This is a genomic window from Arachnia propionica (genome assembly GCF_900637725.1).
GTDB lineage: Bacteria > Actinomycetota > Actinomycetes > Propionibacteriales > Propionibacteriaceae > Arachnia > Arachnia propionica.
This window is the reverse complement of the sequence record NZ_LR134406.1, coordinates 872,785-895,535: the sequence shown is the minus strand read 5'-3', so window position 1 is coordinate 895,535 and position 22,751 is coordinate 872,785. Positions and strand designations below refer to the sequence as shown.

Here is a 22,751-nt window from a genome sequence, read left to right as displayed (position 1 = left end):
CGCGACCGGAGATTCCCGACTCCCTACGCCGGTGCTAACCGGTTCAGGTTCGAGGGTCTGCGGTTCCCCGCACTCTCAGCGCAACTGCGCTCCCCTGTCGTATCCAGCGAACATTACCGACTGCGGTTCGTCGGTGCATCTCGAGTACGACCTCCCGAATGGGTGGGACCTCCTATTACGATGGCCCGGTGATGAGAAGGCTGATGACCTGGATGCTGCTGCTGGCAGCCGTGGTCGTCGGCATCGTTGTGCCCCCTTCCCGGGCGGATGGAAACCTCGATGTGAACATCGAGTCGCTCTCCCCGCAGCTGCTGGACCGTTCGCAGCCGGATCAACGCATCACGATGACCGGGACGGTGCGCAACAACACCAACCAGGCCGTGGAAAACGCCAGCGTCCATTTCTGGCGATCGACCAGAGCGATCACGGAACATGACGAACTTGAGCAGGCGCTCACCTCCGAGCCCTCACAGTCTCCGGGGAGACGGGTCACGAACTCCAAGGAGAACTATCAGGAACTGGGTGAACTGGCCCCGGGCGCCTCGGTGAAGTTCACGGTGAGCGCGACCATCAGTGAACTCACCTTGTCGTCGAGGACGGATTCCGTCCACATGCTCGGTGTCCAGATCCGTTCCAACTCCCCCAAGCAGGATCCCGTGACGGTGGGCCGGGGCAGGGTGTTCGCCGTAGCCGCCAAGAAACCTTTACAGGTTTCAACCGTCGTGAAGCTCGCCACCCGGCCAACCCTGCTGGACGGCACGGACTTCCAGGACAACTCCCTCGAATCCGGGCTCGTGGGGGAACTGTCCGATTTGTTGACGGCCGCTGAGAAACCGGGGGTCTACACGCTGCTGGATCCGTCCCTGCTGGTCGAGGCCCAGGCGCTGGCCGGGGAACACACCGTCGCCGGTCAGGCTGCCCCCCCGAGCGAGACCGCGGGCAACTTCGTGAAACGAATCAACAATCTGATCAGCACGGGTAGGGTGATGCGGCTGCCGTTCGGGAACCCCAACCTGGCGCGGTTGCACGCCGCCGGGGACCTGAACGGTTTCGAGGCCGCCCTGGAATGGTCCGAAACCGCCTTGAAGGCCGCGGACCTGGGCGCCATCGCCGACGCGCCCCTAGCCGCTGACCTGGGCGGGAACGACTCCCAGGATTTGACGTTGACGCTGGCCCTCCACGGTTTCCGGAAGGTTTTCGGGAACAACTTCACATCCAGCGGGGAGATAACCACCACGGACCACAGCGTCAAGGCCCACGCCCTGCGCGTGTCCCCCCTGGACCTGCCCGGTATCGGCCCCGGAAGTACCTTGACGGATGCGCAGATCTCCGGGCGCCGGCTGGCCGAGGAGTTGCTGGGCGGGTCGCCGGCGATTCACATGGTTCGTGAGGCCGCGAACATCAGCCGCGCGGACCTCCTGGCCGGTTCCGAGACCACCGCTCCCCTCCCCGAACCCAGCGATCAGGCGCGTTATGAAACCCCGGCGGAACAGATCACCCCGTGGCCCGGGCTGCGTTCCCAGGTGCAGGGCATCTTCGACTCCACCCAGCTCCTGGAGGAACTGACGGGAACCGACCGCACCGCGCTGAACGCGGCCACTGCCGCGCGGGCCTTCAACAGCGCCTTCCATTCCGAGCAGGAAGCCATGGAATTCGTCAGCGCCACCCCCAGCGAGAAACTGGCCCCCTCCACAATCCGGTTGAGCGCCGCCAGCCAGTTCGTGATGGGCTCCGATACCAACAACTTCCCTGTGACGATCAGCAATCCGCTTCCCATCACCGTCAAGGTGCGGGTGCGGTTCGTCAGCGATTCCCCCAACCGGATCCGGGTCGCCCCCTCCGAGCTGGTGACCCTCGGCCCCGGCGAGCACCGAACGGTCAGCGTCTCCCCGTCGACCACGTCCAACGGGGTCGTGACGGTGCGGGCCCAGCTGACGACGGAGCAGGGAACCGCGTTCGGATCGGTGGTGCCGGTGGAGATCACGGCCACCGGCCTCGGGCGAGTCGGCTGGATCATCATAGTCATCTCGGGTGCAGTAGTGGTCGGAGGCACATTCCTGCGTATCAGGGCGGTGCAGAGGGAACGAGCCAGGGAGAGTCGTGAGCAGTAATGCCAGTAGCGGTGTGAGCAGCAGCCGCAAATTGCTTTCCGCGAGCGCCCTGATGGCGGCGGGAACTCTGGTTTCCCGGGGCCTCGGGATCCTGCGGACGATGCTGGTGGCCTTCATCCTGGGCAACGGCACCAGGCAGGCTGACATCCTGTCGCTGGCCAGCACGATCTCCAACGGCATGTACATCCTGTTCGTGGGTGGTGCGGTCAACACGGTCCTGGTGCCGCAGATCGTGCGCGCCATCCGTCACGACGAGGACGGCGGCGAGGCCTTCACGAACCGGGTCATGACCGCATTCATGCTGGCCATCAGCGTGGTGACCGTGGTCCTGACCTTCGCGGCCCCGCTGATCACCTTCCTCTACTCGTCGGATTCCTGGCGCGCCCCAGACCTGGAGAGCCAGTACGCCTCGATGGTGGCTTTGACCTACTGCACCCTCCCCCAGATCTTCTTCTACGGCGTCTACACGATGCTGGGACAGGTGCTCAATGCCCGGGACCAGTTCGGCCCCATGATGTGGGCGCCGATCGCCAACAACATCATCTCGATCATCGTGCTGGGTTTCTACCTGGTGATCTGGGGCGCAGGAGGGGATCATTCGGGCGCTTTCACCACTGAGCAGATACTGCTGCTGGGCGTCGGTTCCACGCTCGGGATCGCCGCCCAGGCGTTGGTGCTGATCCCGTTCGTGAAGAAGGTGGGATTCCGGTTCCGGCCGCGTTTCGACCTCCGGGGAGCGGGACTGGGCAAAACCTTCCAGCTGGCCAAGTGGACCCTTGGCTTCGTGCTCATCAACCAGGCCGTGCTGATGCTGGTAAACCGCCTGGCCACATCCGCCACGGCCGCAGGGTCCGGAGGTGGCTCCAACGTCTACGGCAACGCCAGCCTGATCTGGATGATGCCGCACTCCCTGATCACGGTCTCGTTGGCCACCGCGATGCTGCCCAACGCATCCCGGCTGGCCGCGGAGGGGGACCTTGAGGGCGTCGCGGCCGAGGCGCGCAAAACCACGCGGCTGTCGTTGATGGCCCTGGTGCCCGCATCAATGGTTTTCCTGGCGCTCTCCGAGCCGATGGCGATCCTGCTGTTCGGTCATGGCCAGGGCAGCCGCGACGCCAACCTGATCGCCCTGGCGCTGGGGGCCTTCGCCCTGGGCACGGTGCCGTTCACCGTGCAGTTCATCTGTCTGCGCACCTTCTACGCGCTGGAGGACACCCGCACCCCGTTCCTGCTGCAACTCGTGATAGGTGGCGTGAACGCAGTAGGGGCGCTGCTGCTGGTGTACCTGATGAACAACCCCGACCTGACCGCGGCGGCGCTCGCCGGGTCCTATTCCCTCGCCTATCTGGTGGGGGTCCAGCTCAGCTGGCGCCAACTCAAACGGAAGATACCCCACCTGAACGGCCGGGATCTCCTGATGCACGTCGCCCGCCTGGGCATCGGGGCGGGCAGCGGTGCCCTGGTGGCATGGCTCCTGTCCAATCTGATCCTGGGTGCTCTCCCCGGTGGGATCGTCGGCCCGTTGCTGGCGTTGTGCCTGGGTGGCGGCATCATCGGGGCCAGTTTCCTGGCAGTGGGCAAGGTGCTGAAGGTCCGGGAACTCGCCAGCCTCGGCGAGATGATCCGTTCCCGTCTTGGACGGGGCAAGGCCTCCGGACCCGCGGGTGGCGAGGAACCCCGGAAGGAACCGTCGCTCCCGCAAATCCCCACCATCGGAGCGGAACCCGCCACCGCGGCCGCCCTGGTGGACGATCTCATGCCGACGGGCCTGCACACCATCATCGCCGATGGCACCTTCAACGGCTGGAATGCTGCCCGCATACCGGAGGAGTCCATGGCCGCGGCCCTCGAACTGCCGAGCCTGGTGGGCAACCTCACCCCGGAATCCACCGACGACGTCCTGGACACCCGGATCACCCCCGCCGTGCGGGACGACACCCCGCCGCCCGCCTCCCCCACTTCCCCGGCTGCCACGAGCATGCAGGCCCAGATCGTGGGACCGGGCGAGCCCTCGATGTTCACCGGGTCTGACGAAATAACCGCGGGACAGCGGCTGATGAGCACCGGTGACCTGCTCTCCACGCGATTCCGCATCGAGGAGCTGTTCACGGTACGGGAAGGCATCGAGACCTGGCGCGCCCACGACCTGGTGCTCTCCCGCGACGTCGTGGCGCACGTCATCCCCGGTGACAGCCCGTACACCGCGGACCTGCTGCAGGCGGCCCGGAAGGGCGCGATTGCCACCGATTCCCGTTTCCTGCGGGTGCTGGACGCGGTCAGCCTGGACAACGACCCGCGCGGGATCGGTGGCTACATCGTCTGCGAGTACGCGCACGGCAGTTCCCTGACCAACCTGCTGAAACACGGCCCGCTCAGCGCCCTGGAGGCCGCCTGGGTGGTTCGGGAGCTGGCGGATGCCCTCACCTCGCTGCACGGCCAGGGACTGTTCCATGAACAGCTGATCCCCGACAACGTGGTGATCACGACCCTCGGGGCCGTGAAACTGGTCGGTTTCGGGATCGAGGCCGGTTTCCACCCGAACTCATCCGTGAAATGGAGCGACCGTGAGGCCGCCGACGTACGGGGACTCGCCAGCCTGTTGTACGCGATGCTGGTTCTGCGCTGGCCGGGTGGGGAGGCCTGGGGTCTTCCCGCCGCCCCGGTCGTCGGGGGCGAGATCGCCCCGATGAGCTCCGTGGCCCCGGGGGTCTCACCGGCCCTGGACCGCATCTGCGCGGCGGCCCTGACCCGGCAGACGGCGGCGTCGGAGAGCCGGATCACTACCGCCTCCCAGCTGGCCTCGGCGCTCGCCTCGGTGCTGGGAACCGCGGATGCATCCCCCGATCTGGAGGCCCGGGTCAGGCAGCCGCAGAACCCCATCCCGGCCCACCTGCGACCCACCCCCCTGGATTCCATGCCGGCCCCCGTGGTTCCCGATTCCGCCGCGACACAGGTGCAGCTGGCGGTGACCCGGCAGCCCCGCCAGCGGGTGGTGGAGACCAGCGCCGTGGAGGAGGTCAAGTCCGCCAAGAACACCTACGAGGGCAGGCCCCTGCTGTGGGTGGTGCTGGTGGCGGCGGTCGCCACCCTCGTGATCTCCTTGATCGTGGTCGCGATCAACAGCCTCGGCCCGAGGCCGGAGGCAACCGGATCCGGTCCACCCACCCCCACGGCCAGCGAATCGCAGGAAGCCCCATCGGCAGGCACCGTCATTCCCGTGGCCAGCGTCACCGATTTCGATCCCCGGGCCGACAACGGCAACGGCGAGGAACACCCGGACCAGGTGAACAACGCCATCGACGGCGACCCCAGCACGGGCTGGTCCACCATGCAGTACCTGAACAACCCACAGCTGGGTGGTTTGAAGCCCGGCGTCGGCCTGGTGCTCGACCTCGGGAAACCCGTCAAGCTCGGGGAGGTCGAGGTGACCTTCGCCGCGGCCGGCGAAACCGTCGAGCTGCGGGTCCCGGAGAAGGAGGCCACGGACAGGGCCCCCATGGATCGCCAGGCACAGTGGAAGACGGTGGCGACGGTCGAGAACACCTCGGAGCAGGCCGTCCTGAAACCCACCGAGGAGGTCACCAGCCGCTACGTGCTGGTCTACCTCACCAAACTGCCGGAGGTGTCGAGGTCCCGTTACGTGGGTACCGTGAACGAGATCGTCGTCAAACAAGGGTGAGGCCACAGCCGGCACGGAACTGACCGTGTCCGCTACGGTTTCCCCATGACCGACGGCAACCTGGAGATCCACGTGCTGGCCGACTCGACCGGGGAGACCGCGGTGCGGCTTGCCCGGGCCGCCCGCGCCCAGTTCCCGGACGCGCACTTCGAGATCATCAGACACCCCCGGCTGGGAAAGCTGGATTCCATGATGAAGGCCCTGGGCACCCTGAAGGAGCGAGCGAACCAGCCGATCGCCGTGTTCTTCACCCTGGTCAATGCCGAGCTGCGGAGCCTGGTGATCAACGCCTGCGAGGATCTCGCGATCCCCTACACCGACCTGATGGGCGACGCCCTGGTCGCCCTGGAGCGGATCTCCGGTCACACCGCCGACGAGGTTCCCATGCGTCCCGTGGGGGTGGAGGCCGACTACTTCGTTCGGATCTCAGCGATGGAGTTCGCGATCCGCAACGACGACGGAGCCATGCCGGCCGCGCTCCGGGAGTGCGACATCTGCCTGATCGGGGCGTCGCGTTCCGGCAAGACCCCCCTGTCGATCTACTTGGGATACCTGGGCTACAAGACGGTCAACGTTCCCCTGGTTCCTGGTATCCGGCCGCCCGAGGAGCTGTTCGGGATCGACCGGTGGCGCATCGTCGGGTTGACGATAGACGCCGAACGGTTGCTGCAGATCCGGTCGCGCCGCGTGCAGGGATTGGGTGGTTTCGGCACCCGCGACGGCTACGCGGATCTGGGGCAGATCCTCGACGAGCTGGACGAGGTGGGCGCCATTCAGCGGCGGCTGGGGGCACCGATCGTCGATACCACGGGTCTCGCCCTGGAAGAGGCCGCAGCGCGGATCATCGACATCGTCGACGAACGCGCCCGGAGGGCGGGCTCCCGTCTCCGCCGGCCTGCGGGACAGCTGCGCATCGCTCCCTGATCGAAACGTGAATCCAGTCCCCTGATCCGAGGCGGCATCGCGACCACCACGCGCCACGCCCTTCTCCTGCCGGCCTTTGGCCGGGCCCGGAGGGATTGTGGGATGGCCCGGTTCAGATGCCTTCGTGGGCGTAGCTGCGGGGATCGTTGATGGGTTCGATGTGCCCGGTGACGTTCATCCGCGGGAACTCGGCGACGATCTCGTCGGAGAGGTCTTCCAAGAAATCGTGGCCCTGTTTGACGCTCCAGTCGTCCGGGACGAGCAGGTGGAAGTCCATGAACTGCCGGGTCCCGGAGACCCGGGTGCGCATCTGGTGGAAGGCGACCCCGGCCCCGGTCCTGCTGGTCAGGATCACGCGCAGCCGTTCGTTGTCTTCCTCCGGCAGGGACCCGTCCATCAGTCCCTCGGTCGCTTCCTTCACCAGGCCGTAGCCGGTGAACAGGATGTTGACGCCCACCGCGATGGCGATCACCGGGTCGAGCCATCCCCAGCCGCTCACCCACACCAGCGCTATCCCCACCAGCACACCGGCCGAGGTCCACACGTCGGTCATCAGGTGTTTGCCGTCGGCCCTGAGTGTGATGGAGTGGTGGCGTTTCCCGGCCCTGATCAGCACGAGCGCCACGGCACCGTTGAGAACGGAGGCGGCCACGGAGATCATCAATCCGACCCCAACCGATTCGAGGGGCTGGGGGGAGAGAAGCCGCTGGATCGCGAGGACGACGATGGAGATCGCGGCGACGAAGATCATCACGCCCTCCACAGCCGCCGAGAAGTACTCGGCCTTGGTGTGGCCGAAGTTGTGGCTGGCGTCGGCAGGCCTCGCCGCCACTTTCAGCACGATCAACGCCACGATGGCGGCGACCAGGTTCACCAAGGACTCAGCGGCATCGGCCAACAGCCCGACGGATCCGGTGACCAGCCAGGCCCCCGCCTTCAGGACGATGGTGGCGAGGGCCGTGGCCACCGCAAGCCAGCCGTAGCGGCTCAGGTCCGGGGCGGCGGCGGATTGTTGAGGATTTGGCGACACGTTCTCATGTTCAGTCTTCGCCGGGACGGAATCAACCCCTGGAAGGATCCACTTGCCTACGTCGTCCCGACCAGGGGCGGGTGGGGTTCGATCCAGGTGCGGGCGCCGTCGGTGACCCAGCGGGTGGCGTGCCCGAGATGCCCGGCCGGCAGGTATCCGGCCCTGAGATCCGCGACGGACACCGGCAGCGCGCCGGTCAGGTCCGCGACCTCCGGGATCAGGTCGGTGATCACGGCCGCCAACGACATCGTCAGGCTCTTCCGGTTGGCGACCAGCGTCGCCAACACATCCTCGTCCATTCCCCGCGCCACCAGCACGAGCGGTTGGTGCCGGGCGATGGGGATCATCAGCTCCCGCATGGTCACGCCCGTGCCATCGATGACCAGCACGTTGGCGTCCTTGAGGTCGACGCGGCCGTTCACGTCGGCGAACCCGGGATCGGCGAGTCCGATCTCCAGCCGTTCGCCTCTCGGTTCGGTCCTGAGGACCGGGCGCCGGACTCCCGGAGCGGGTAGGCCGTCGATCTCCGACTGGGTCAGATACCCGGGATTCCCCTCCCCCGGGCCTCGCGCGGGCTCCCCTTCCACCCGGCGTCGGCGTTTCACATCCAACCAGACGGCCAGAATCAGCAACGGCACTCCGATCGCCAACGCCCACAGCAATCCGCCCAGTTCACCCATGTCCCCAAGACTGCCATGTGGACCAAGCAGAGGCAGTGTGGCTAAACTGTGTCCGCCCCTATAGCTCAGCTGGCAGAGCAGTGGACTTTTAATCCATGGGTCGCGGGTTCGATCCCCGCTGGGGGCACAAGGAAACTCTGCAGAGTGGCGTCAGTTCCCACCTCTACGATTCCCGCTCTGTGGTCATTCTCTCCGAGAACGCTGTGACGATGTCGCCGACTCCGGCGAGGAAGCGGGTGATCATCTTCACCTGTTCCACGGGCCACCCCGAGACGTGTTCGGCCAGCTCCTCATTGACGCGGAAGTAAACCTCGATGAGCCGGTCAACCCCGACGGCATGAATGCGCACCGACCGGCGATCAGCAGGATCCGGACGCCGCTCGATCCAACCGTCTCCTTCGAGCCGGGCCAGGATTCCGGTCATCGTCGCCACGTGCGTCCTCGTGCGACGCGCCAACTCCGTCGGAGTCCGTGGCCCCTCTTGGTTCAGCGCGTCAAGCACGGCGAAATCGCTGTCCTTGAGCCCCAATGCCTCACCGACGACACGGTTGCTCGCCGCGAACGCACTGTTCAGCCTCCGCAGGGCGAGGATCATCTGATTGACCGGATCATCAGTCGGCGCGGTTCCATCCACAGCTGCACACTCCTCACGACGCGGGACACGGAGTCATTCCCGCACACCACACCCGGAACGGCAACCACTCCGGGAGCGGATCTGCCGGCGTGGCGTTTGCACTCCACGATTCTACGACCAACATATATTATGAGTTTCATATCAATTGGGTGCGGCTCTGCCCGGTGTGCGTACCGCGACAGTCCGCAGTGTTTAAGGAGAAACCCGTGATGCAGGCAGTTCAGTACGAACGTTTCGGCTCCCCAGAGGTGCTGAAGATGGTGGATGTCGCCACGCCGGTCCCCGGCCGGGGCGAGATCCGGGTGACGGTCAGGGCCGCGGGTCTGAATCCGCTGGACTGGAAGGTCTTCGGCGGAATGACCGGTGGCGACCCGTCGCAGCTACCACAGGGCGTGGGACGCGACTATTCGGGCGTCGTCGACGCCACGGGCGAGGGCGTAACAGATTTCACGGCCGGGGACGCGGTCCTCGGAACCGTGCGGGGCGCTCCCGGCCTCGGAATGACCAGCGGATCCCTGGCAGAGGAACTCGTGGTCCCGGCAGACTGGGTGGTTCACAAGCCCGATGCCCTCGGTTTCACCGAGGCCGCCGCGCTCGGTGTCGCATCCCAAGCTGCTGCTGGCGCCCTTCGTACCCTCGGGCTCTCGGCCGGCGATGCAATCGTCATCAGTGGAGCCTCCGGCGGGGTCGGTTCCCTTGCCGTGCAGTTCGCGGTTCACCGCGGCGCCACCGTCATCGGCATCGCCGGCGAGCAGAATCTGGATCACGTCCGCTCCCTCGGCGCAATTCCTGTCGCCTACGGCGAGAACCTGGAATCCCGGGTGCTCTCGGCGACCCCGGCACCGGTGACCAGGTTCCTGGACTGCCACGGCACCGGGTACATAGACCTGGCCCTGGGGATCGGGCTGGCACCCGAGGCTATCGCCACCCTGGTTCCCTCGCCGGAAGCCATCGCAAACGAGGTGCTGGTGACCGGTTCGCGCGACTCCCTGCCCGACGACCTCCCCCATGTGGCCGACCTCGTGGCGAGGGGGGCCATCAAGGTGCACGTGGCCCACGCGTACCCCTTTGAGATCGAGGATGTGCGGGAGGCCTACACCGAGCTGAGAAAAGGTCACGTCCGCGGGAAACTGGTCGTCTCCCTCTCCTGAGAAGCGCACTTCACCACCGTTTGCCCCATCCTTCCTCCTCACGGTTCGCCTGAATGCCATGTCCCGAGTGCCCGAGCTCTGCTTGTTCGTATTGCGCAATGCACTGTTGTCGTGGGTAAACGAATGAATCAGGGACGCGAGGTCTCGGATACCCGGGCTCAGGCGTGAGCGGATGAGGCCGAAACGGGCTACGACAAAGTTGCAGAAACGCTGGGGGTGTCCATCCCGGACAGGAAACCCCCTCCCGGGTAGCACCGACCCGAGTTCTCCGACGAGGAACTGGCCAAGCTGATGACACGCGCCGAACACGAAGACCTGGACCGATCTCCACCACGACCCGGGCCGCCGCACACGACTGGGCCCGCACGTGATCGTCGCACCCTGGACGATTAACCGCGACGGTGTCCCCGGGTATCCCGGGATCGGCTCGAATTTCCTGGTGCGCAGCCTGAGGACGCTGAACCCCCATGCCGCCAGGGTGCACAGCACCACGGTAACGGCGAAGTGCCCGAGCCCGTCGGACAGGCTGTTGGTGGTGGGAGCGTCGAGGGCGTAACCGGTCAACTCGCGGGTGGACCACAAAGGCATGAGCCCGGCGTAGGAGCTGTCGGGATCGACGAGCAGCTGGACGGCCATCAGGGCCAGCAACGCGAGGGCACCCTCGAGTTCCCTGACGATCACCAGGCTCACCACCGCACCCAACGGCGCCCCGGTGAGCACGGTCACGACCAGCAGCAGCACACCGTCCATACCCGGGGCAGGTCGTCCAGGGTGAGGGCAACGACCCCGAAGTAGATCACGGCCAGACCCAGCCCGACGGCTAGCACGGCCGTCAGCCGTCCGGCGAAGAGCGACGAGGGCGAGGCGCCTGCCACCACCAGTCGCCTGTCGAGGTCGCGTGCGGCGATGAAGGTGAACAGCGACAGGGTCGCCACGGCCCAGCCGATCCCGATCGACAGGAACCGGATCGCCTGCCAGTGCACGTCGATGCGCACCAGGTAGAAGGCCAGCGGGAGCAGCAGGATGAAAACCAGGGCCGTGAGGCGCCGGCTCATTTCCTGCAGGTTGGTGACGAACACGGCCTGGATCATCACAGGTCCTCCCTCGGGTGAAGCTCGATGACGTGGTCGATGTCGTCGAGGTCGTGCAGCATGTGCGTGATCATGAGGATCCCGGCCCCGCGGTCGCGCCAGCGCAGCAGCTGGCTGCGGAAGATCAGGTAGGAGTCCTCGTCGAATCCCTGGTAGGGCTCGTCGAGCAGGATGAGATCGGGGCCGTCCAGCTCGGCCAGCACCACGTTGAGTTTCTGCCGGGTGCCGCCCGAGAGGCGCGAGGCCACGATGCCGCGGCGCGGCCGCCAGCCGAGCAGGGACGCGAGCCTGCGTCCCGTCCCCCGGGCCTTCCGGGCTCCCATGCGACTGGCGGCCCCGAAGAGACGGAAGTGTTCGTCCGGGGTCAGCAGCGGGGCGACCCCGCCCAGTCGCGGGGCGTAACCGATGCGCGGGACCCGCGAGTCACGCCGGTCATGACACGAAATCAGCACGACTGCGAGAAAGGCACCGGTGACGCCAGGAGCATCCCGACCTCCCCGAGGCAGACCGCCCCCCGTTCCGTCACGGGGACGAGCACAACGGGGCGCATACAATCCACAAAGTTGCAGACCCAGACCAGTGGACCACGGACAGTAGACAGGGGATTCATGACTCGCACCATCCTCATTGTCGGCGCCACCGGCAGCATCGGTCTCCACGCCGCCCGGAGGGCCCTCGCGGCCGGGTACCGGACCTGCGCGCTGGTGCGCGACCGCATCCGGGCCGCAAGGCTCCTGCCCGCCGGAACCACGTTGCTCGTCGGCGACGCCACCGACACGCCGACGGTGGCGAACGCCGTCGAGGACGTCGACGCGGTCGTCTTCACGCACGGCTCCCACGGTGGGGAGGGCGAAGCCGAGAGCATCGACTACGGCATAGTCAGCACCGTTTTGGGCGCGTTGAGGAATCCCGATGTTCACGTGTCCCTGATGACGACGATCGGGATAACCGTCCACGACAGCCTCTACAACCGCGCGACGCAGGCATACGACTGGAAACGCCGCTCCGAACGACTGGTGCGCCGCAGCGGCCACCCGTACACGATCGTCCGGCCGGGTTGGTTCGGACACAACAAACCCGACCAGCGGAAACTGGTCTTCCTCCAGGGCGACACCCGCCGGGTCAGGAGATCCAGCGACGGGGCCATCGCCCGCGACGAGATCGCCCGCGTTCTCATCGACGCCATAGCGATCCCCGAGGCCGCCTACACCACCTTGGAGCTCGTCTCCGAACGCGGCCCCGAACAGCCCGACCTCGTGCCCCTCTTTGCAGCCCTGGAACACGACGAACCCGGCACCCATGACGCAATCCTCGACCCGGACACGCTGCCCCTGTCCGCGGAACCGCCCGCGGTACTGGAGCAGCTCGAGGCCATCTGCCAGGTCACGGCGCCTCACGCCTCGACGTTGGCTTCCCGCACCTCGGGAGCGAACTGATCCAGCCAATTCAGCATCGTCCGCAACGCCAGGCCGAGATTCCCGAGCTGGCAGTGATTGCCGGCCGATTCGGCCTGGGTGAAGATTCGGGCGGTCAGGGAACGCACCCCGGTGAGGGTGGCCATCTGGTCGTGGAGGTGTTCGATCGGGACGTAGTGGTCGGTGGTTCCGGCCATGAGCAGCACGTCCTGGGTCAGGCGACGGCTGTAGCGAGCGGTCCGGAACCTCAGGGTGGCGCGGATGAGGTCGAAAGGATCTTCCACCCCCATGACCAGCTTCCCCTGCTGAATCCCCCAACCGACCAACGGATCCCTGGCGGCGATCCTGCTCATCACCGAATTGACCGCCCGCCTGCCGATGCCCAGCGGGACCATCCGCCGGAGCAGTTCCCGCACCGGGGCAGGTGCGATCCCGGCGAGGGAGCCGAAGAGGTCGGGCAGCACGTCGAAACAGATGACCCGCGTGATCCTCGGTTCGAAAGCGGCCGCCCGCACAGCCAGCCCGCCGCCGAGGGAGCAGCCGAGGACGGTCACGTCGTCGAGCCCGAAATGATCCAGGACGGCCGCCGTCGGGTGTTCCCACTCGGGGATCATCGGGGCCCGGCTGGTTTCCAGCACTTCCCCCTGCCCCGGCCCGTCGAAGGCGATGACCTCGAATCCCGCGCCGCACAAGACCAGCATTGGGCGGGTGAACTCCTCCAGGTAACCGTCGAAACCGTTCATCAGCACGACGGCACCCCGGCTCCTTCCCTCAGGGGTGAATCGGAGGGCGGGAAGCTCGATGCCGCCAAACGGAACCACGTCCCGGGTTTCTGGCCCGATGCCGTACCAGGCGTTGGAGAGTTCGCGGAACCGCTTCCACCAGTCATGCCGACGGGGATCCGACGCGGGGGTCACGAACGCGGCACCTCGGTAGCACATGGCGGCCCGCAGGAGTTCCCCGTCCTTCTCCGCCTGCTCGGCCAGGGGAATGAGTCCGGCGACCAGGGATGTGAGGTCACGAATTCCCGGCGCCGCCTTCCGGAGCTGGGCAAGCAGCACCGGGTCGCCGGAGAAGTGGTAGAGGCGATTGAGCTGGAAGTTGATGCTCTGCTCGGGGTGGATCTGCTCGAAGCCGATCGGGAAGTCGTTCACGGTCCAGGTGCGTCGCACGGGTCGCCCCTCCTCAAACAAAAACGAAAACTTTCATTAAGGGTATGCGGGTGCGCGTCATGGAACAAACACGACCTCGACTCCCCGGGGCGTGTGACAGGGTGGAGGTATGCCCCGTGTGACCCAGGCCTTCCGCGACCGGCAGCGGGCGCGCATCTGCGTCGCGGCCGCCCGCTGCTTCGCCCGCGCCGGTTTCCACGCGACGTCGATGGACGACGTCATCGGTGAGACCGGCATGTCCTCCGCGACGGTGTACCGCCACTTCCCCGGCGGCAAGCAGGAGATCATCCGCGAGGTGTGCACCCTGAGGATCGGGCGGGTGGTGGAACACCTCGACCGGCTGGTTGGGACCACGCCCCTCCCGGGGGTGGCCGAGGCGTTCGCCTCGGTTCCGGGAATCCTGCACGACAGCGAGACCGGCACTGACTTCAACACCACCGCGAGGATCGCCGTGAACGCCTGGTCGGAGATGCCACGCGACCCCGGACTGCGCGAGGAGATGCGGAACCATTACCTCATCATCAGGACCCACCTGCTGGCCCTGGCGACCCGCTGGTCACAGGAGGGAACCGTCAGCTGCGCCCCTGGCGTGACCGCCGAGATCTTCCTGCGCACGACACTGGGATTGCTCGCGGAGGAGGCCATCTTCGGAGGCGTCGACACCTCGGGCGCCGGGGACAGGCTGCAACACGTGCTGGAGACGCTCCCACCCGACGATCACGTCCCGTCTTCGTAGAGCTTTCACGTCCCGCAGGGCAAGCGCAACCAGCCGTCCAATGCCTATCATCGACAGCCAGCGTCCCGCCGAAGCGTGGAGTTTCCGAGGAGATCCGTCAGAACACGAGCCTCCGAGTGGTGGGGTGTCGAATGCCATCGGGGGTGAGGGGAAGATTGATCTGCCAGAGCTCGACGCCCCGGTCCACTGCCTCCTGCACGACGGCGGAAACCTCCTCGTGGCGGGAGCTCGGGGTGACGACGAATCCGGGGTTGTCGTAGAAGAAGCACGTGAACAGCTCCCCGTCACCAGGCCGACGGGAGAACTTGAGGCCTCGGTTCGCACCGTCCACCGGGCCCATCCCCGGGCCAAGGCCTTGAATCCGACGTGACCCGGCTCAGAGAAGACCGGTTTGAGCGAGGGCGTGAACCTTGGCGATACCCGGGGCGGTTTCGCTCCAGACGATGGGCCAGTCCTGACCCTGGTCGGTGACCCTCACGGCCCAAGCGAAGCCTTGGGACCGAGTGTCGCCCGCCCCCTGCTGTCAGTGACCACCAATGAACTCATGCCCTCAAGGGCACGACCCTCATACCCTCGGCCTGACGCAGGTCCGATGTCATGGGCAAACCGCCCCGTTGTCGATCGACGACGGAGCGTTCCGCGCCGAGCCTCATCCACGGGAATCCGGGATTTTCCAGTTGTGCCGGGTGATGCGGTTGGTCAGGTGCTGGTCCACGACCTCGAGGTCGAGTTCCGCTCCGTGTTTTTCCAAGACGATCATGCACCCCGGGTCGAGGGTTCCTTGCGCGTTGAACTCCAGTTCCCGCACCTTCACCGATTCCGTTATGCCATTGCTGGCCAGTCCACGCGCATGGGGTTCACCGGTGTGTCCGTAGAAGTGGTAGCGGAAGAGGACGCGGTCCAGGAGTTCCCTGAGCTCCGGCATCCCATATCCCCTGACGTTCTCGGATTCCTTGTCGTGGGAGATCAGCAGATCGAAGTCCTCGCGGGTTCCATGCAGTTTCTGAAGGGCCTTTCTCTCGTAATCCTGGATGAATCGTTGATGGGTGCGTCCCTTGGGGTCCGCTATGCGGCCCACACCGATGAACGTGAGCACGTCCTTCCCCACCCGGAACACCTGCTTGGCCCCCGTCCGGCACACGAAAACCCGGTGATAGGCGTCGATGGGAAACCGGGGCTCGTCGGTTTCCCTTTCCAGACCGTCAAGGAAGTCATGGTCCTCGTGATTGCCGCGAACGCAGGTCATGTCCACGTCCAGTTCGTCGAGGAAACGGGCGATCCCGGGTTTCACCCGGAGGAAATCGTCATGGAATCCCAGTTCGTCGCGGTCACGCCGTGCGTGGCGAAGCGTCGCCCTGTCCATGACCGCAAGGTCCGGGAAGGCACCCATGTCCCCACACTGCAGGATGTGATCGATTCTGTTTCCCGTTTCCTGCTGGTACAGGTGGACCAGTTTGAAGGGCAACAGGAATTTGCCGTGAATGTCGGCGAACACAGCGACCCGCATGGCCCTCGGGCTCCTTTCCGTCTGACGGTGGAGCAACGGTAGCAGCCGGGGCGACGGCCGGACGGATGCAGTTTTCACCACCGCCGCGAGGACTCGACCCCGGCGCGAGCCGGCTCGGAGAGGATCGGTTCGGGTGAGGGCGTGACCCCTGACGATGCCCGGAGTGGTTTCGCACCGGGCAATGAGCTCACGCCCTCAAGAGTGCGCCCCACACCCTCGGGAACCTAGTGCCGCCATTCCCACAGGACGTGTCCGCTCGCGTTCTTGATGACGAGCGAGGGGGTCCCGGCGATGTCGATCGCGACGTCCAGGTGGTTGCTTCCGTCTCTCGCGGCTGCGCGGTAGGTGTAGCGGGTGTTCTCCAGGTGCAGGGGCGTCGTGGTGGCGGTGACGAGCCAGGGATTGCGGCGCCGCAGCCCGATGAGGTCCTGGTGGGCGCGATGGACGTTCTGGCCCCAATCGGCCAGCTCCGAGGGGGTGTCGGGGAAGGCCGGCCGGATGGCGTCGTCCCCGCCGGTCCGTTCTTCCTTGATGCCGGTGAATCCCTGCTCGTCACCGTAGTAGATCGAGGGAATCCCCCCGAGGGTGAGCAGAATCGCCAAGGCCATGACCGCCCCGTCGGACCCGATGACGCTGGCGATGCGGGTCACGTCGTGGTTGCCGATGAAGGTGTTCGGCGTGAAGTGGGCGAGGAAGCCGTTGTGGCGGTTCAGCGCCCAGTCCAGTTCGAAGAAGTTGCGGTCCTTGATGCTGGACCAGATGGCCTTCCACAGCTCGTACTGGGTGGTCGCATCGAGGCCGGAGGATGCGACGAACCGGGAGTGGTCGCCGTGGATCACCTCCCCGAGGAACCAGGCATTCGGATGGCGGTCCCGGATGGCGGGAATCACGCGCGCCCAGAAGCCCGTGTCCACGGAATAGGCGGCGTCGAGCCGCCACCCGTCGATTCCCCGGGCGAGCCAATGCTCCATGACAGCGGTCACGTACTGGACGGCCCGCTCGGAGGCATGGTTGAGACGAACCAGCGAGGCGTGTCCCTCGAAAACGCGCGGGGCAGGACCGCCGGGCGCGTTCCAGTCGATGTCGAACAGATCGGCGGTTGACCCACCCGGACCCTCGTCGAGGGCGCGGATCACGTCGGGATGCTGCGCACCGACGTGACTGAAAACCCCGTCCAGCAGGAGCCGCAGCCCGCGCTGCGAGCAGGCGGCCACGAGCGCGTCGAAGTCCTCCTCGCCTCCCAGGCGGGGATCGATGCGGAACTGGTCGACCGTGTCGTAGCCGTGGGTCTGGGACGCGAAGACCGGCCCCAGCAGCAACCCGGACGTTCCCAGCTCGATGGCGTAGTCCAGCCAGCCCATCAGCCTGCGCAGGCGCGGGGCCGACGTCGGTTCCGGGTCCCGGATCGGCGCTCCGCAGAACCCGAGTGGGTAGACCTGCCACCAGATCGCGTGCTCCACCCAATCCATCACAACCTCCTATTGAACTGCATTCACTAGCGTTTAATGACTGTAGTTCACTAGCGGTAGGATGGCAACATGGTACGGACCGATCGCAGGCCTCGACGCAGGCTCGACCCCGATTCGCGCCGCGCCGCGATCCTGGAGGCCGCGGCGGCGGCGTTCGCCGCCCATCCCTACGCAGAGGTCACCATCTCCTCCATCGCGGCGGAGGCGTACTCCTCGAACGCGCTGGTCTACCGCTATTTCGCGAACAAGGAGGACCTCTACGCGGAAGTAGTGCGGGTGGCCATCGCCGACCTCCTCACCAGACAGGCGGAGGCACTCGATGCTCTTCCCGACGGGGTACCGGTGCGCGACCGCATCCGGGCCGCCACCATGGTCTACCTGGACCACATCGCCACGCATCCCGACGCCTGGGCCATGCCCATGCGCCGGCCCGGGGGAGAACCGGCCGCGGTAGCCGAGTTGCGGGCCCGGACCCGCTGCGACTACGTGAAGCGTCTCCAGGATCTTCTGGTCCCCAGCACCCAGGCGCGTCACGACTACGCCCTTTGGGGCTATTTCGGTTTCATCGACGCGGCCGCCCTGCGATGGGTCGGCAAGGGCTGCCCGGAGGAGGACCGGTGGGCCCTCATCGACGCCGCTCTCGGCGCCCTGGAGGGAGCTCTCGGCGACTGGGCCGCTTGATCCCGGTCCTAGTCCTCCAGCAGGTCGTGGACCACGACCGAGAACTCTCCCCTGCCGATCGCATCCGTCAACGCGTCGACCTCCGGGGTCAGGACCCGGTCCTGATCCAGCGGCGTGACCCGCGTCCGGAGCTGCTCGTGGATGAGCGCCGATCCCGTTCCCAGCGGCAGTCCCCGCATTCGCTCCTCCAGCAGGTGAATGCCCTGCCCGCTGATGACGAACAGGACCGCCAGGAGCTGGTCGAAGCGACGGCTGTTGGCCCGCAGACCGTTGACCGCGGCCATCGCCATGGTGTGGAAATCCTCCTGGCCGCCCTTGAGGGGGAAGGACAGGGCCCCGACGGGGTTCGCGAGCAGCTGGATCTCGGGGATCAGGGCGGCCGCGCTGGTGTGCAGCAGAAGCATGCCGGAATTGATCCCGACCTCCCCTCCGCTCAGTCCGGCAGGAAGTCCGTGGCTCCAGCCGTCGTGCAGCAGCCGTGCCGCCAGGTCCTTGGTCAGCACCGCCAGCCGCGCCAGGCAGCTGTTCACCGACTGCGCCGCGTGCCCCAGCACCGTCGCATCCCAGTTGCCGCCGGAGAGGAACTCGTGGCCCTCGCCCGTGTAGTTGGGAATCAGCAGCGGGTTGCAGGTCGACGAGTTTGCCTCGCGGGTGACGTCCTCCCGGGCCCGTTCCAGTTCCCGCAGGATGATGCCGATCTGGTGCGGCACCGACCGGATCGAGGTTGAATCCTGGATGCGCGGAGCGGTCTCGCCCGCGCGGCGCCTGCCCTCGTTCGTCGTCCACTGGCTGTCGCCGACGAGTCGCAGGATCAGGTCGTTGGCCTGCATCTCCCAGGGCATGTGGCGTTCGGCGTGGATCCGCGGGTCGAAGGCGTTTCGTTCCACCCGCGCCGCCTCACAGAACAGCGCGAACGCACCCAGGAAGGTCTCGACCTGCCGGTAGACCTCCTCGACGGCCAACGCCAGGTGGGCCGTCAGCACCGCCGACCCCGAGATCAGCGCGATCGCCTCCCCCGGGGCCAGCTGGAACTCGACGTCTCGCCCCATGGCCGCCCACGCCTGCGGCGCGCAGCGTTCCTCGCCGTCGTCGCCTCGCACCCTTCCCGCGACGTCCCCGGTCAGCGCAAGCCCGGCGGCCGCCATGGGTTGGAGGTCTCCGGTGCCCATCGAACCGGTGCCGGGCATCACCGGTACGAGCCCCAGGTTGACGGCATCGTTCATTCGCTCGACCAGTTCGGGACGGGCCCCGGAGGTGCCCCTGGCGAGGCAGTTCGCGCGGATGATCAGGGCCAGTCGCGACACCCGGCGCGGCAGCTCCTCACCCAGACCGGTGCTGTGCGAACGCAGCACGTTGACCTGGAACCGGAGTTGTTCCTCGGGTTCCAGCCGCCGGTCCTTGAACGGCCCGAGCGCCTGGTTCCAGCCGTAGGCCCTCATCCCGGGGTTCGACTCCAGGATCTCCAGCCCCGCCTCCCGGGCGCGCAGCATCTGGCCGCGGGAGACGGGATCCAGTTCGACCTCCACGCGTTCGGCCTTCAGGGCCGAGGCCAGGTCACGCCAGGTCAGGGAGGCGCCGTTGAGGGTCAGCCGGAGCGGTCCGTTCCCGGTCCGGGGCCGTTCCTCGGAGTTCTCACGCCTGTGCACGGGTTCCGCCATCCGGGGTTTCCCGGCGTTCCGGGAGGTATTTCAGGAACTCGATGCCCATGATGTCCTCGCACTCCCCGACGGCGACGCGGTCCACCGCCGACGACGACAGCGGCAGTTTTGTGGCGTCCACCTTCACCAGGGCCACATCACACCCCTCGGCGGCGTCCTTCACGGCCAACGGCAGCCCGTTGTCCTTCCGGAGGATGAAGATGGTGTCCGGGTAGGTGGCCACACGTCCGGAGGGGCCGTCGATGGCCATGTATTCGTTGAGGTAGGGGACGGTGTGTTCGCCGATCCGGAAGGTGCCGTGGTCCCAGCCTCCCCTGGTGACCAGGTCGACCTCGTGGGTGAGCGGCCCCTCGTCGACGATCTCGCCGCCGAGGAAATCCACCACCGTCCCGGTGACGCGTTTCCCTGCCCGGGACCTGCCTGCCCCGGCCTCCTCCATGGCCCTACCCAAGTCGAGGGCCAGGGAGATCACGCCCAGCGCGGCGTGTTCCCTCACCCAGCCCAGTTCGACGGGGTTGCGGGCCGAGGCGATGAATCCCCCGGAGCGCACCGAGATGTCGCGCAGCACGTCGTCGCAGGTGTCGACGCGGCCGATGTTGATGCTCAGGAGGTGCCCGTGGCGGGCCCGGTTGCCGCCGGAGACCACCTGGATGGTTTCGTATCCCTCTCGGGTGGTGAGCCCGAGGGAGCCGAGTTTCCCGGTGGGGTGGGCGCGCACGTCGCCGGCCGCGTCCAGGACCTTCACGCCGAGCGCCGACGACTGGATCCAGCCGTTGAGGGTGGTGGAGTAGCCGTTCTGCCCGGTGATGACGGCGGCGATGGGGTGGGGGGACAGTTCGATCAGTTTCCGCAGCGCGTCGACGTAGTCGATGGGCCGGATCTCCCAGTCGGGGGCTGCCGGGGCGCCGATCGCGGTGACGGTGGCCACCCAGGAGTCCTCCGGCAGCTCGTCGATGCCGGCCAGCACGGGACGATTGAGGGTGGTGGCCATCCGTCCCATCAGCTCGCCGTGGTCCTGCCAGCCCCCGCCGCCGCAGGCGAAGACGCCCCCGCCGAGAACGGCCCAGCGGGCGTCATCCATGGTCAGTTCACGCATGTCGGTTTCCTTCCGGGTCGGTCCGGGTCAGTTCCGGATCAGGTTGAGGGGTGCGCCGTGCGCGCCGGGTTCGTGGGATCGTTGCACCGCGTCGAGGGCGTCCTCGTAGCCCGCGGTGGCGTGGCGGATGACCCCGAGTCCGGAGTCGAGGTCGAGGGCCTGGCGAATCCTGGTGGCCGCTGCCTCGGTGCCGTCGGCGACGACGGTGACCCCCGCCGACTGCATCCACCCGGAGTAGCCGCCTCCCCCGGAGTGCACCGCCACCAGGTCGGCCCCGCCGCTGGCCAGCAGCATGGCGTCGAGGATGGGCCAGTCCGTCACACCGTCGGAGTCGTCGCGCATGCCCTCGGTGCCGATCCTGGGGTGGGTCATGCCTGCCGCATCCAGGTGGTCGCGGCTGAAGGCGACCGGTGCGCTGATCCGTCCGTCGGCGACGGCCTCGTTGACTGCGAGGGCCAGGGCCGAGCGTTCCCCGTATCCGAGCCAGCAGGACCGGGCGGGCAGGCCCTGGGCGGGGATGTGGTGGCGCGCCAGGTCGATCCATCGGGCGATCTCGGGGCGTTCGGGAAACATCGTCGCCGCCAGGTCGTCGACCACCGTGAGGTCGTTGTCGTCGCCGGAGAGGATCAACCACCGGAAAGGTCCGATGCCACGGCTGAACAGCGGCCGCAGATAGCCCTCCATGAAACCGGGGATCTCCGCGAAAACCCGCTGCCTCTCGGCCTCGCCGAGGACGTGGGAGGCCTGCACCCTGAGGTTGTTGCCGTTCTCGAACACCACCGATCCGCGCTGCCCCAGGGCGAGCATGGCCCGCACCTGGGCGGCCATGGAGGCGCGGGCGTCGCGTTCCACCTTTTCCGGGTCGGTTTCACGGGCCTCGGCCCACGACTCGAGGGTGTAGCCGGATGGCAGGTAACCGTAGCGGGCATCGTGGGCGGCGGTCTGGTCGGTCACGACATCGGGGCGTGCGCCGCTGGCCACCACGGCGGGGAACACGTCGGCGGCGTTGCCCAGCAGCCCGACGGCGACGGGCCGTCGTTCGGTGATCGCCGCGGAGATCGTCGCCAGGGCACCGTCGAGGTCGTCGATCACCAGGTCGATGCCGCCGGCAGCCCTGAGCTTCGCGAGTTTCGCGGGATCGGCCTCCACCACCAGGGTGGACAGCTCCAGCATCCGCGCCGAGATCGGCTGGGAGGAGCCCATGCCACCCAGCCCCGCGGTGAGCACCCAGCGGTGCGGGGCGGCGGGCTCCCGGAAGTGCTTTTCCAGGGCGGCGCGCAACAACTCGTAGGTGCCTCCCAGCACCCCCTGCCTGCCGATGTACTGCCAGGCGGCGGCCGTCAACCCACCCCAGATCGTCTTGTGTTCCGCCAGGCGGGAATAGAACCTCTCCTCGGTGGCCCAGTTCCCCACGGTGTTGTTCACCGCTGAGACCACCATCGGGGCGGCGGTGTGGGTGTTCAGCACCGCCACGGGCCTTCCGGTCTGGAGCACCAGGGTCTGGTCCTCCCTGAGGTGTTGCAGGGCATAGACGATCCGCCGGTAGGCGTCCCAGTCCTTGACTGCCTTCCCGATGGATGCGTAGACCACCAGCTCCTCGGGTCTCTCACCCACCTCGAGGACGTTCTCCAGCAGGCGGAGCAGCGCCTCGGCCCGCCAGTTCCGACAGCGCAGCTCGGTTCCCCTGCGGGCCGTGACGGTCATTGCTGTTCCTTTC

The 22,751-nt window shown here is 67.0% G+C and carries 19 protein-coding genes, 1 tRNA gene and 1 riboswitch; of the genes, 8 read left to right on the top strand and 12 right to left on the bottom strand.

Annotated elements, in window-relative coordinates; genetic code table 11:
• Window positions 1-3 precede the first annotated feature (3 nt).
• Window positions 4-106: riboswitch (TPP riboswitch) on the bottom strand.
• Window positions 107-191: 85 nt separating this feature from the next.
• The 3 genes from EL272_RS03975 to EL272_RS03965 are packed head-to-tail and all read left to right on the top strand — an operon-like array spanning window position 192 to window position 6,714.
• Complete coding sequence (locus EL272_RS03975; RefSeq protein ID WP_244926140.1) at window positions 192-2,111, top strand: DUF6049 family protein; 1,920 nt, start codon at window positions 192-194, stop codon at window positions 2,109-2,111.
• A gap of 13 nt (window positions 2,112-2,124) precedes the next feature.
• On the top strand, window positions 2,125-5,790 hold the full coding sequence (murJ, locus tag EL272_RS03970) for a murein biosynthesis integral membrane protein MurJ (protein ID WP_061787817.1): 3,666 nt from the start codon (window positions 2,125-2,127) through the stop codon (window positions 5,788-5,790).
• Between the two features lie 45 nt (window positions 5,791-5,835).
• On the top strand, window positions 5,836-6,714 hold the full coding sequence (locus tag EL272_RS03965; protein ID WP_014845939.1) for a pyruvate, water dikinase regulatory protein: 879 nt from the start codon (window positions 5,836-5,838) through the stop codon (window positions 6,712-6,714).
• A gap of 112 nt (window positions 6,715-6,826) precedes the next feature.
• On the opposite strand, the gene EL272_RS03960 is transcribed toward EL272_RS03965, so the two are convergent.
• Window positions 6,827-7,744, bottom strand: coding sequence for a cation diffusion facilitator family transporter (locus tag EL272_RS03960; protein ID WP_061787818.1), 918 nt, complete (start codon window positions 7,742-7,744; stop codon window positions 6,827-6,829).
• A gap of 56 nt (window positions 7,745-7,800) precedes the next feature.
• On the bottom strand, window positions 7,801-8,424 hold the full coding sequence (locus tag EL272_RS03955) for a hypothetical protein (protein ID WP_061787819.1): 624 nt from the start codon (window positions 8,422-8,424) through the stop codon (window positions 7,801-7,803).
• Between the two features lie 54 nt (window positions 8,425-8,478).
• Between EL272_RS03955 and EL272_RS03950 the strand changes: the two genes are divergently transcribed.
• A tRNA-Lys gene (locus EL272_RS03950) sits at window positions 8,479-8,551 on the top strand.
• Between the two features lie 36 nt (window positions 8,552-8,587).
• Here EL272_RS03950 and EL272_RS03945 read toward each other — a convergent pair.
• Complete coding sequence (locus tag EL272_RS03945) at window positions 8,588-9,019, bottom strand: MarR family winged helix-turn-helix transcriptional regulator (protein WP_244926109.1); 432 nt, start codon at window positions 9,017-9,019, stop codon at window positions 8,588-8,590.
• A 248-nt stretch (window positions 9,020-9,267) separates the two neighbouring features.
• Between EL272_RS03945 and EL272_RS03940 the strand changes: the two genes are divergently transcribed.
• Complete coding sequence (locus EL272_RS03940) at window positions 9,268-10,209, top strand: NADP-dependent oxidoreductase (RefSeq protein ID WP_244926139.1); 942 nt, start codon at window positions 9,268-9,270, stop codon at window positions 10,207-10,209.
• A 722-nt stretch (window positions 10,210-10,931) separates the two neighbouring features.
• Here the strand turns inward: EL272_RS03940 and EL272_RS03935 are convergent.
• Both EL272_RS03935 and EL272_RS03930 read right to left on the bottom strand, forming a co-directional pair.
• Window positions 10,932-11,300, bottom strand: a complete 369-nt coding sequence (locus EL272_RS03935; protein WP_061787822.1) for a hypothetical protein — start codon at window positions 11,298-11,300, stop codon at window positions 10,932-10,934.
• Window positions 11,300-11,752 (bottom strand): ATP-binding cassette domain-containing protein, encoded by a 453-nt coding sequence (locus tag EL272_RS03930; protein ID WP_061787823.1) that lies wholly within the window; start codon window positions 11,750-11,752, stop codon window positions 11,300-11,302. The genes EL272_RS03935 and EL272_RS03930 overlap by 1 nt, the downstream gene beginning before the upstream one ends.
• A gap of 156 nt (window positions 11,753-11,908) precedes the next feature.
• Between EL272_RS03930 and EL272_RS03925 the strand changes: the two genes are divergently transcribed.
• Entirely contained in the window at window positions 11,909-12,736 is an 828-nt protein-coding gene (locus EL272_RS03925; RefSeq protein WP_014845933.1) for an SDR family oxidoreductase, read from the top strand.
• On the opposite strand, the gene EL272_RS03920 is transcribed toward EL272_RS03925, so the two are convergent.
• Complete coding sequence (locus tag EL272_RS03920) at window positions 12,694-13,887, bottom strand: alpha/beta hydrolase (protein WP_061787824.1); 1,194 nt, start codon at window positions 13,885-13,887, stop codon at window positions 12,694-12,696. The genes EL272_RS03925 and EL272_RS03920 overlap by 43 nt on opposite strands.
• Window positions 13,888-13,996: 109 nt before the next feature.
• Between EL272_RS03920 and EL272_RS03915 the strand changes: the two genes are divergently transcribed.
• Window positions 13,997-14,623 carry a TetR/AcrR family transcriptional regulator gene (locus EL272_RS03915; RefSeq protein WP_051014931.1) on the top strand — a complete coding sequence of 209 codons (627 nt, stop codon included), beginning with the start codon at window positions 13,997-13,999 and terminating at the stop codon, window positions 14,621-14,623.
• A 97-nt stretch (window positions 14,624-14,720) separates the two neighbouring features.
• Here the strand turns inward: EL272_RS03915 and EL272_RS03910 are convergent, their stop codons facing one another.
• From EL272_RS03910 to EL272_RS03900, 3 genes are all read right to left on the bottom strand, one after another.
• Window positions 14,721-14,954 (bottom strand): hypothetical protein, encoded by a 234-nt coding sequence (locus tag EL272_RS03910; RefSeq protein ID WP_014845930.1) that lies wholly within the window; start codon window positions 14,952-14,954, stop codon window positions 14,721-14,723.
• Between the two features lie 318 nt (window positions 14,955-15,272).
• Complete coding sequence (locus EL272_RS03905; protein ID WP_061787825.1) at window positions 15,273-16,130, bottom strand: metallophosphoesterase family protein; 858 nt, start codon at window positions 16,128-16,130, stop codon at window positions 15,273-15,275.
• 224 nt (window positions 16,131-16,354) lie between these two features.
• Window positions 16,355-17,599: an alpha-amylase family protein gene (locus tag EL272_RS03900; RefSeq protein ID WP_061787826.1), complete on the bottom strand. Its 1,245-nt coding sequence runs from the start codon at window positions 17,597-17,599 to the stop codon at window positions 16,355-16,357.
• A 69-nt stretch (window positions 17,600-17,668) separates the two neighbouring features.
• Between EL272_RS03900 and EL272_RS03895 the strand changes: the two genes are divergently transcribed.
• Entirely contained in the window at window positions 17,669-18,280 is a 612-nt protein-coding gene (locus EL272_RS03895) for a TetR/AcrR family transcriptional regulator (protein ID WP_014845927.1), read from the top strand.
• A gap of 8 nt (window positions 18,281-18,288) precedes the next feature.
• Here EL272_RS03895 and EL272_RS03890 read toward each other — a convergent pair whose 3' ends face one another.
• Genes EL272_RS03890 through EL272_RS03880 form a run of 3 tightly spaced genes read right to left on the bottom strand, consistent with a single transcriptional unit; the run spans window position 18,289 to window position 22,738 of the window.
• On the bottom strand, window positions 18,289-19,938 hold the full coding sequence (locus EL272_RS03890) for an HAL/PAL/TAL family ammonia-lyase (RefSeq protein ID WP_061787827.1): 1,650 nt from the start codon (window positions 19,936-19,938) through the stop codon (window positions 18,289-18,291).
• Window positions 19,913-21,034: an S-methyl thiohydantoin desulfurase domain-containing protein gene (locus EL272_RS03885; protein ID WP_061787828.1), complete on the bottom strand. Its 1,122-nt coding sequence runs from the start codon at window positions 21,032-21,034 to the stop codon at window positions 19,913-19,915. Before EL272_RS03885 ends, EL272_RS03890 begins: the two co-directional genes overlap by 26 nt.
• Before the next feature lie 27 nt (window positions 21,035-21,061).
• Entirely contained in the window at window positions 21,062-22,738 is a 1,677-nt protein-coding gene (locus tag EL272_RS03880) for a urocanate hydratase (RefSeq protein ID WP_073970063.1), read from the bottom strand.
• Between the last annotated feature and the right edge of the window lie 13 nt (window positions 22,739-22,751).

Excerpts from the sequence above, each read along its gene's own strand:
- EL272_RS03880 (WP_073970063.1), bottom strand. The coding sequence starts at position 22,738 with ATGACCGTCACGGCCCGCAGGGGAACCGAGCTGCGCTGTCGGAACTGG.
- EL272_RS03900 (WP_061787826.1), bottom strand. The coding sequence starts at position 17,599 with ATGGATTGGGTGGAGCACGCGATCTGGTGGCAGGTCTACCCACTCGGG.
- EL272_RS03965 (WP_014845939.1), top strand. The coding sequence starts at position 5,836 with ATGACCGACGGCAACCTGGAGATCCACGTGCTGGCCGACTCGACCGGG.
- EL272_RS03955 (WP_061787819.1), bottom strand. The coding sequence starts at position 8,424 with ATGGGTGAACTGGGCGGATTGCTGTGGGCGTTGGCGATCGGAGTGCCG.
- EL272_RS03940 (WP_244926139.1), top strand. The coding sequence starts at position 9,268 with ATGCAGGCAGTTCAGTACGAACGTTTCGGCTCCCCAGAGGTGCTGAAG.
- EL272_RS03890 (WP_061787827.1), bottom strand. The coding sequence starts at position 19,938 with ATGGCGGAACCCGTGCACAGGCGTGAGAACTCCGAGGAACGGCCCCGG.
- EL272_RS03915 (WP_051014931.1), top strand. The coding sequence starts at position 13,997 with ATGCCCCGTGTGACCCAGGCCTTCCGCGACCGGCAGCGGGCGCGCATC.
- EL272_RS03885 (WP_061787828.1), bottom strand. The coding sequence starts at position 21,034 with ATGCGTGAACTGACCATGGATGACGCCCGCTGGGCCGTTCTCGGCGGG.
- EL272_RS03895 (WP_014845927.1), top strand. The coding sequence starts at position 17,669 with ATGGTACGGACCGATCGCAGGCCTCGACGCAGGCTCGACCCCGATTCG.
- EL272_RS03975 (WP_244926140.1), top strand. The coding sequence starts at position 192 with ATGAGAAGGCTGATGACCTGGATGCTGCTGCTGGCAGCCGTGGTCGTC.
- EL272_RS03945 (WP_244926109.1), bottom strand. The coding sequence starts at position 9,019 with ATGATCCTCGCCCTGCGGAGGCTGAACAGTGCGTTCGCGGCGAGCAAC.
- EL272_RS03935 (WP_061787822.1), bottom strand. The coding sequence starts at position 11,300 with ATGATCCAGGCCGTGTTCGTCACCAACCTGCAGGAAATGAGCCGGCGC.
- EL272_RS03925 (WP_014845933.1), top strand. The coding sequence starts at position 11,909 with ATGACTCGCACCATCCTCATTGTCGGCGCCACCGGCAGCATCGGTCTC.
- EL272_RS03905 (WP_061787825.1), bottom strand. The coding sequence starts at position 16,130 with ATGCGGGTCGCTGTGTTCGCCGACATTCACGGCAAATTCCTGTTGCCC.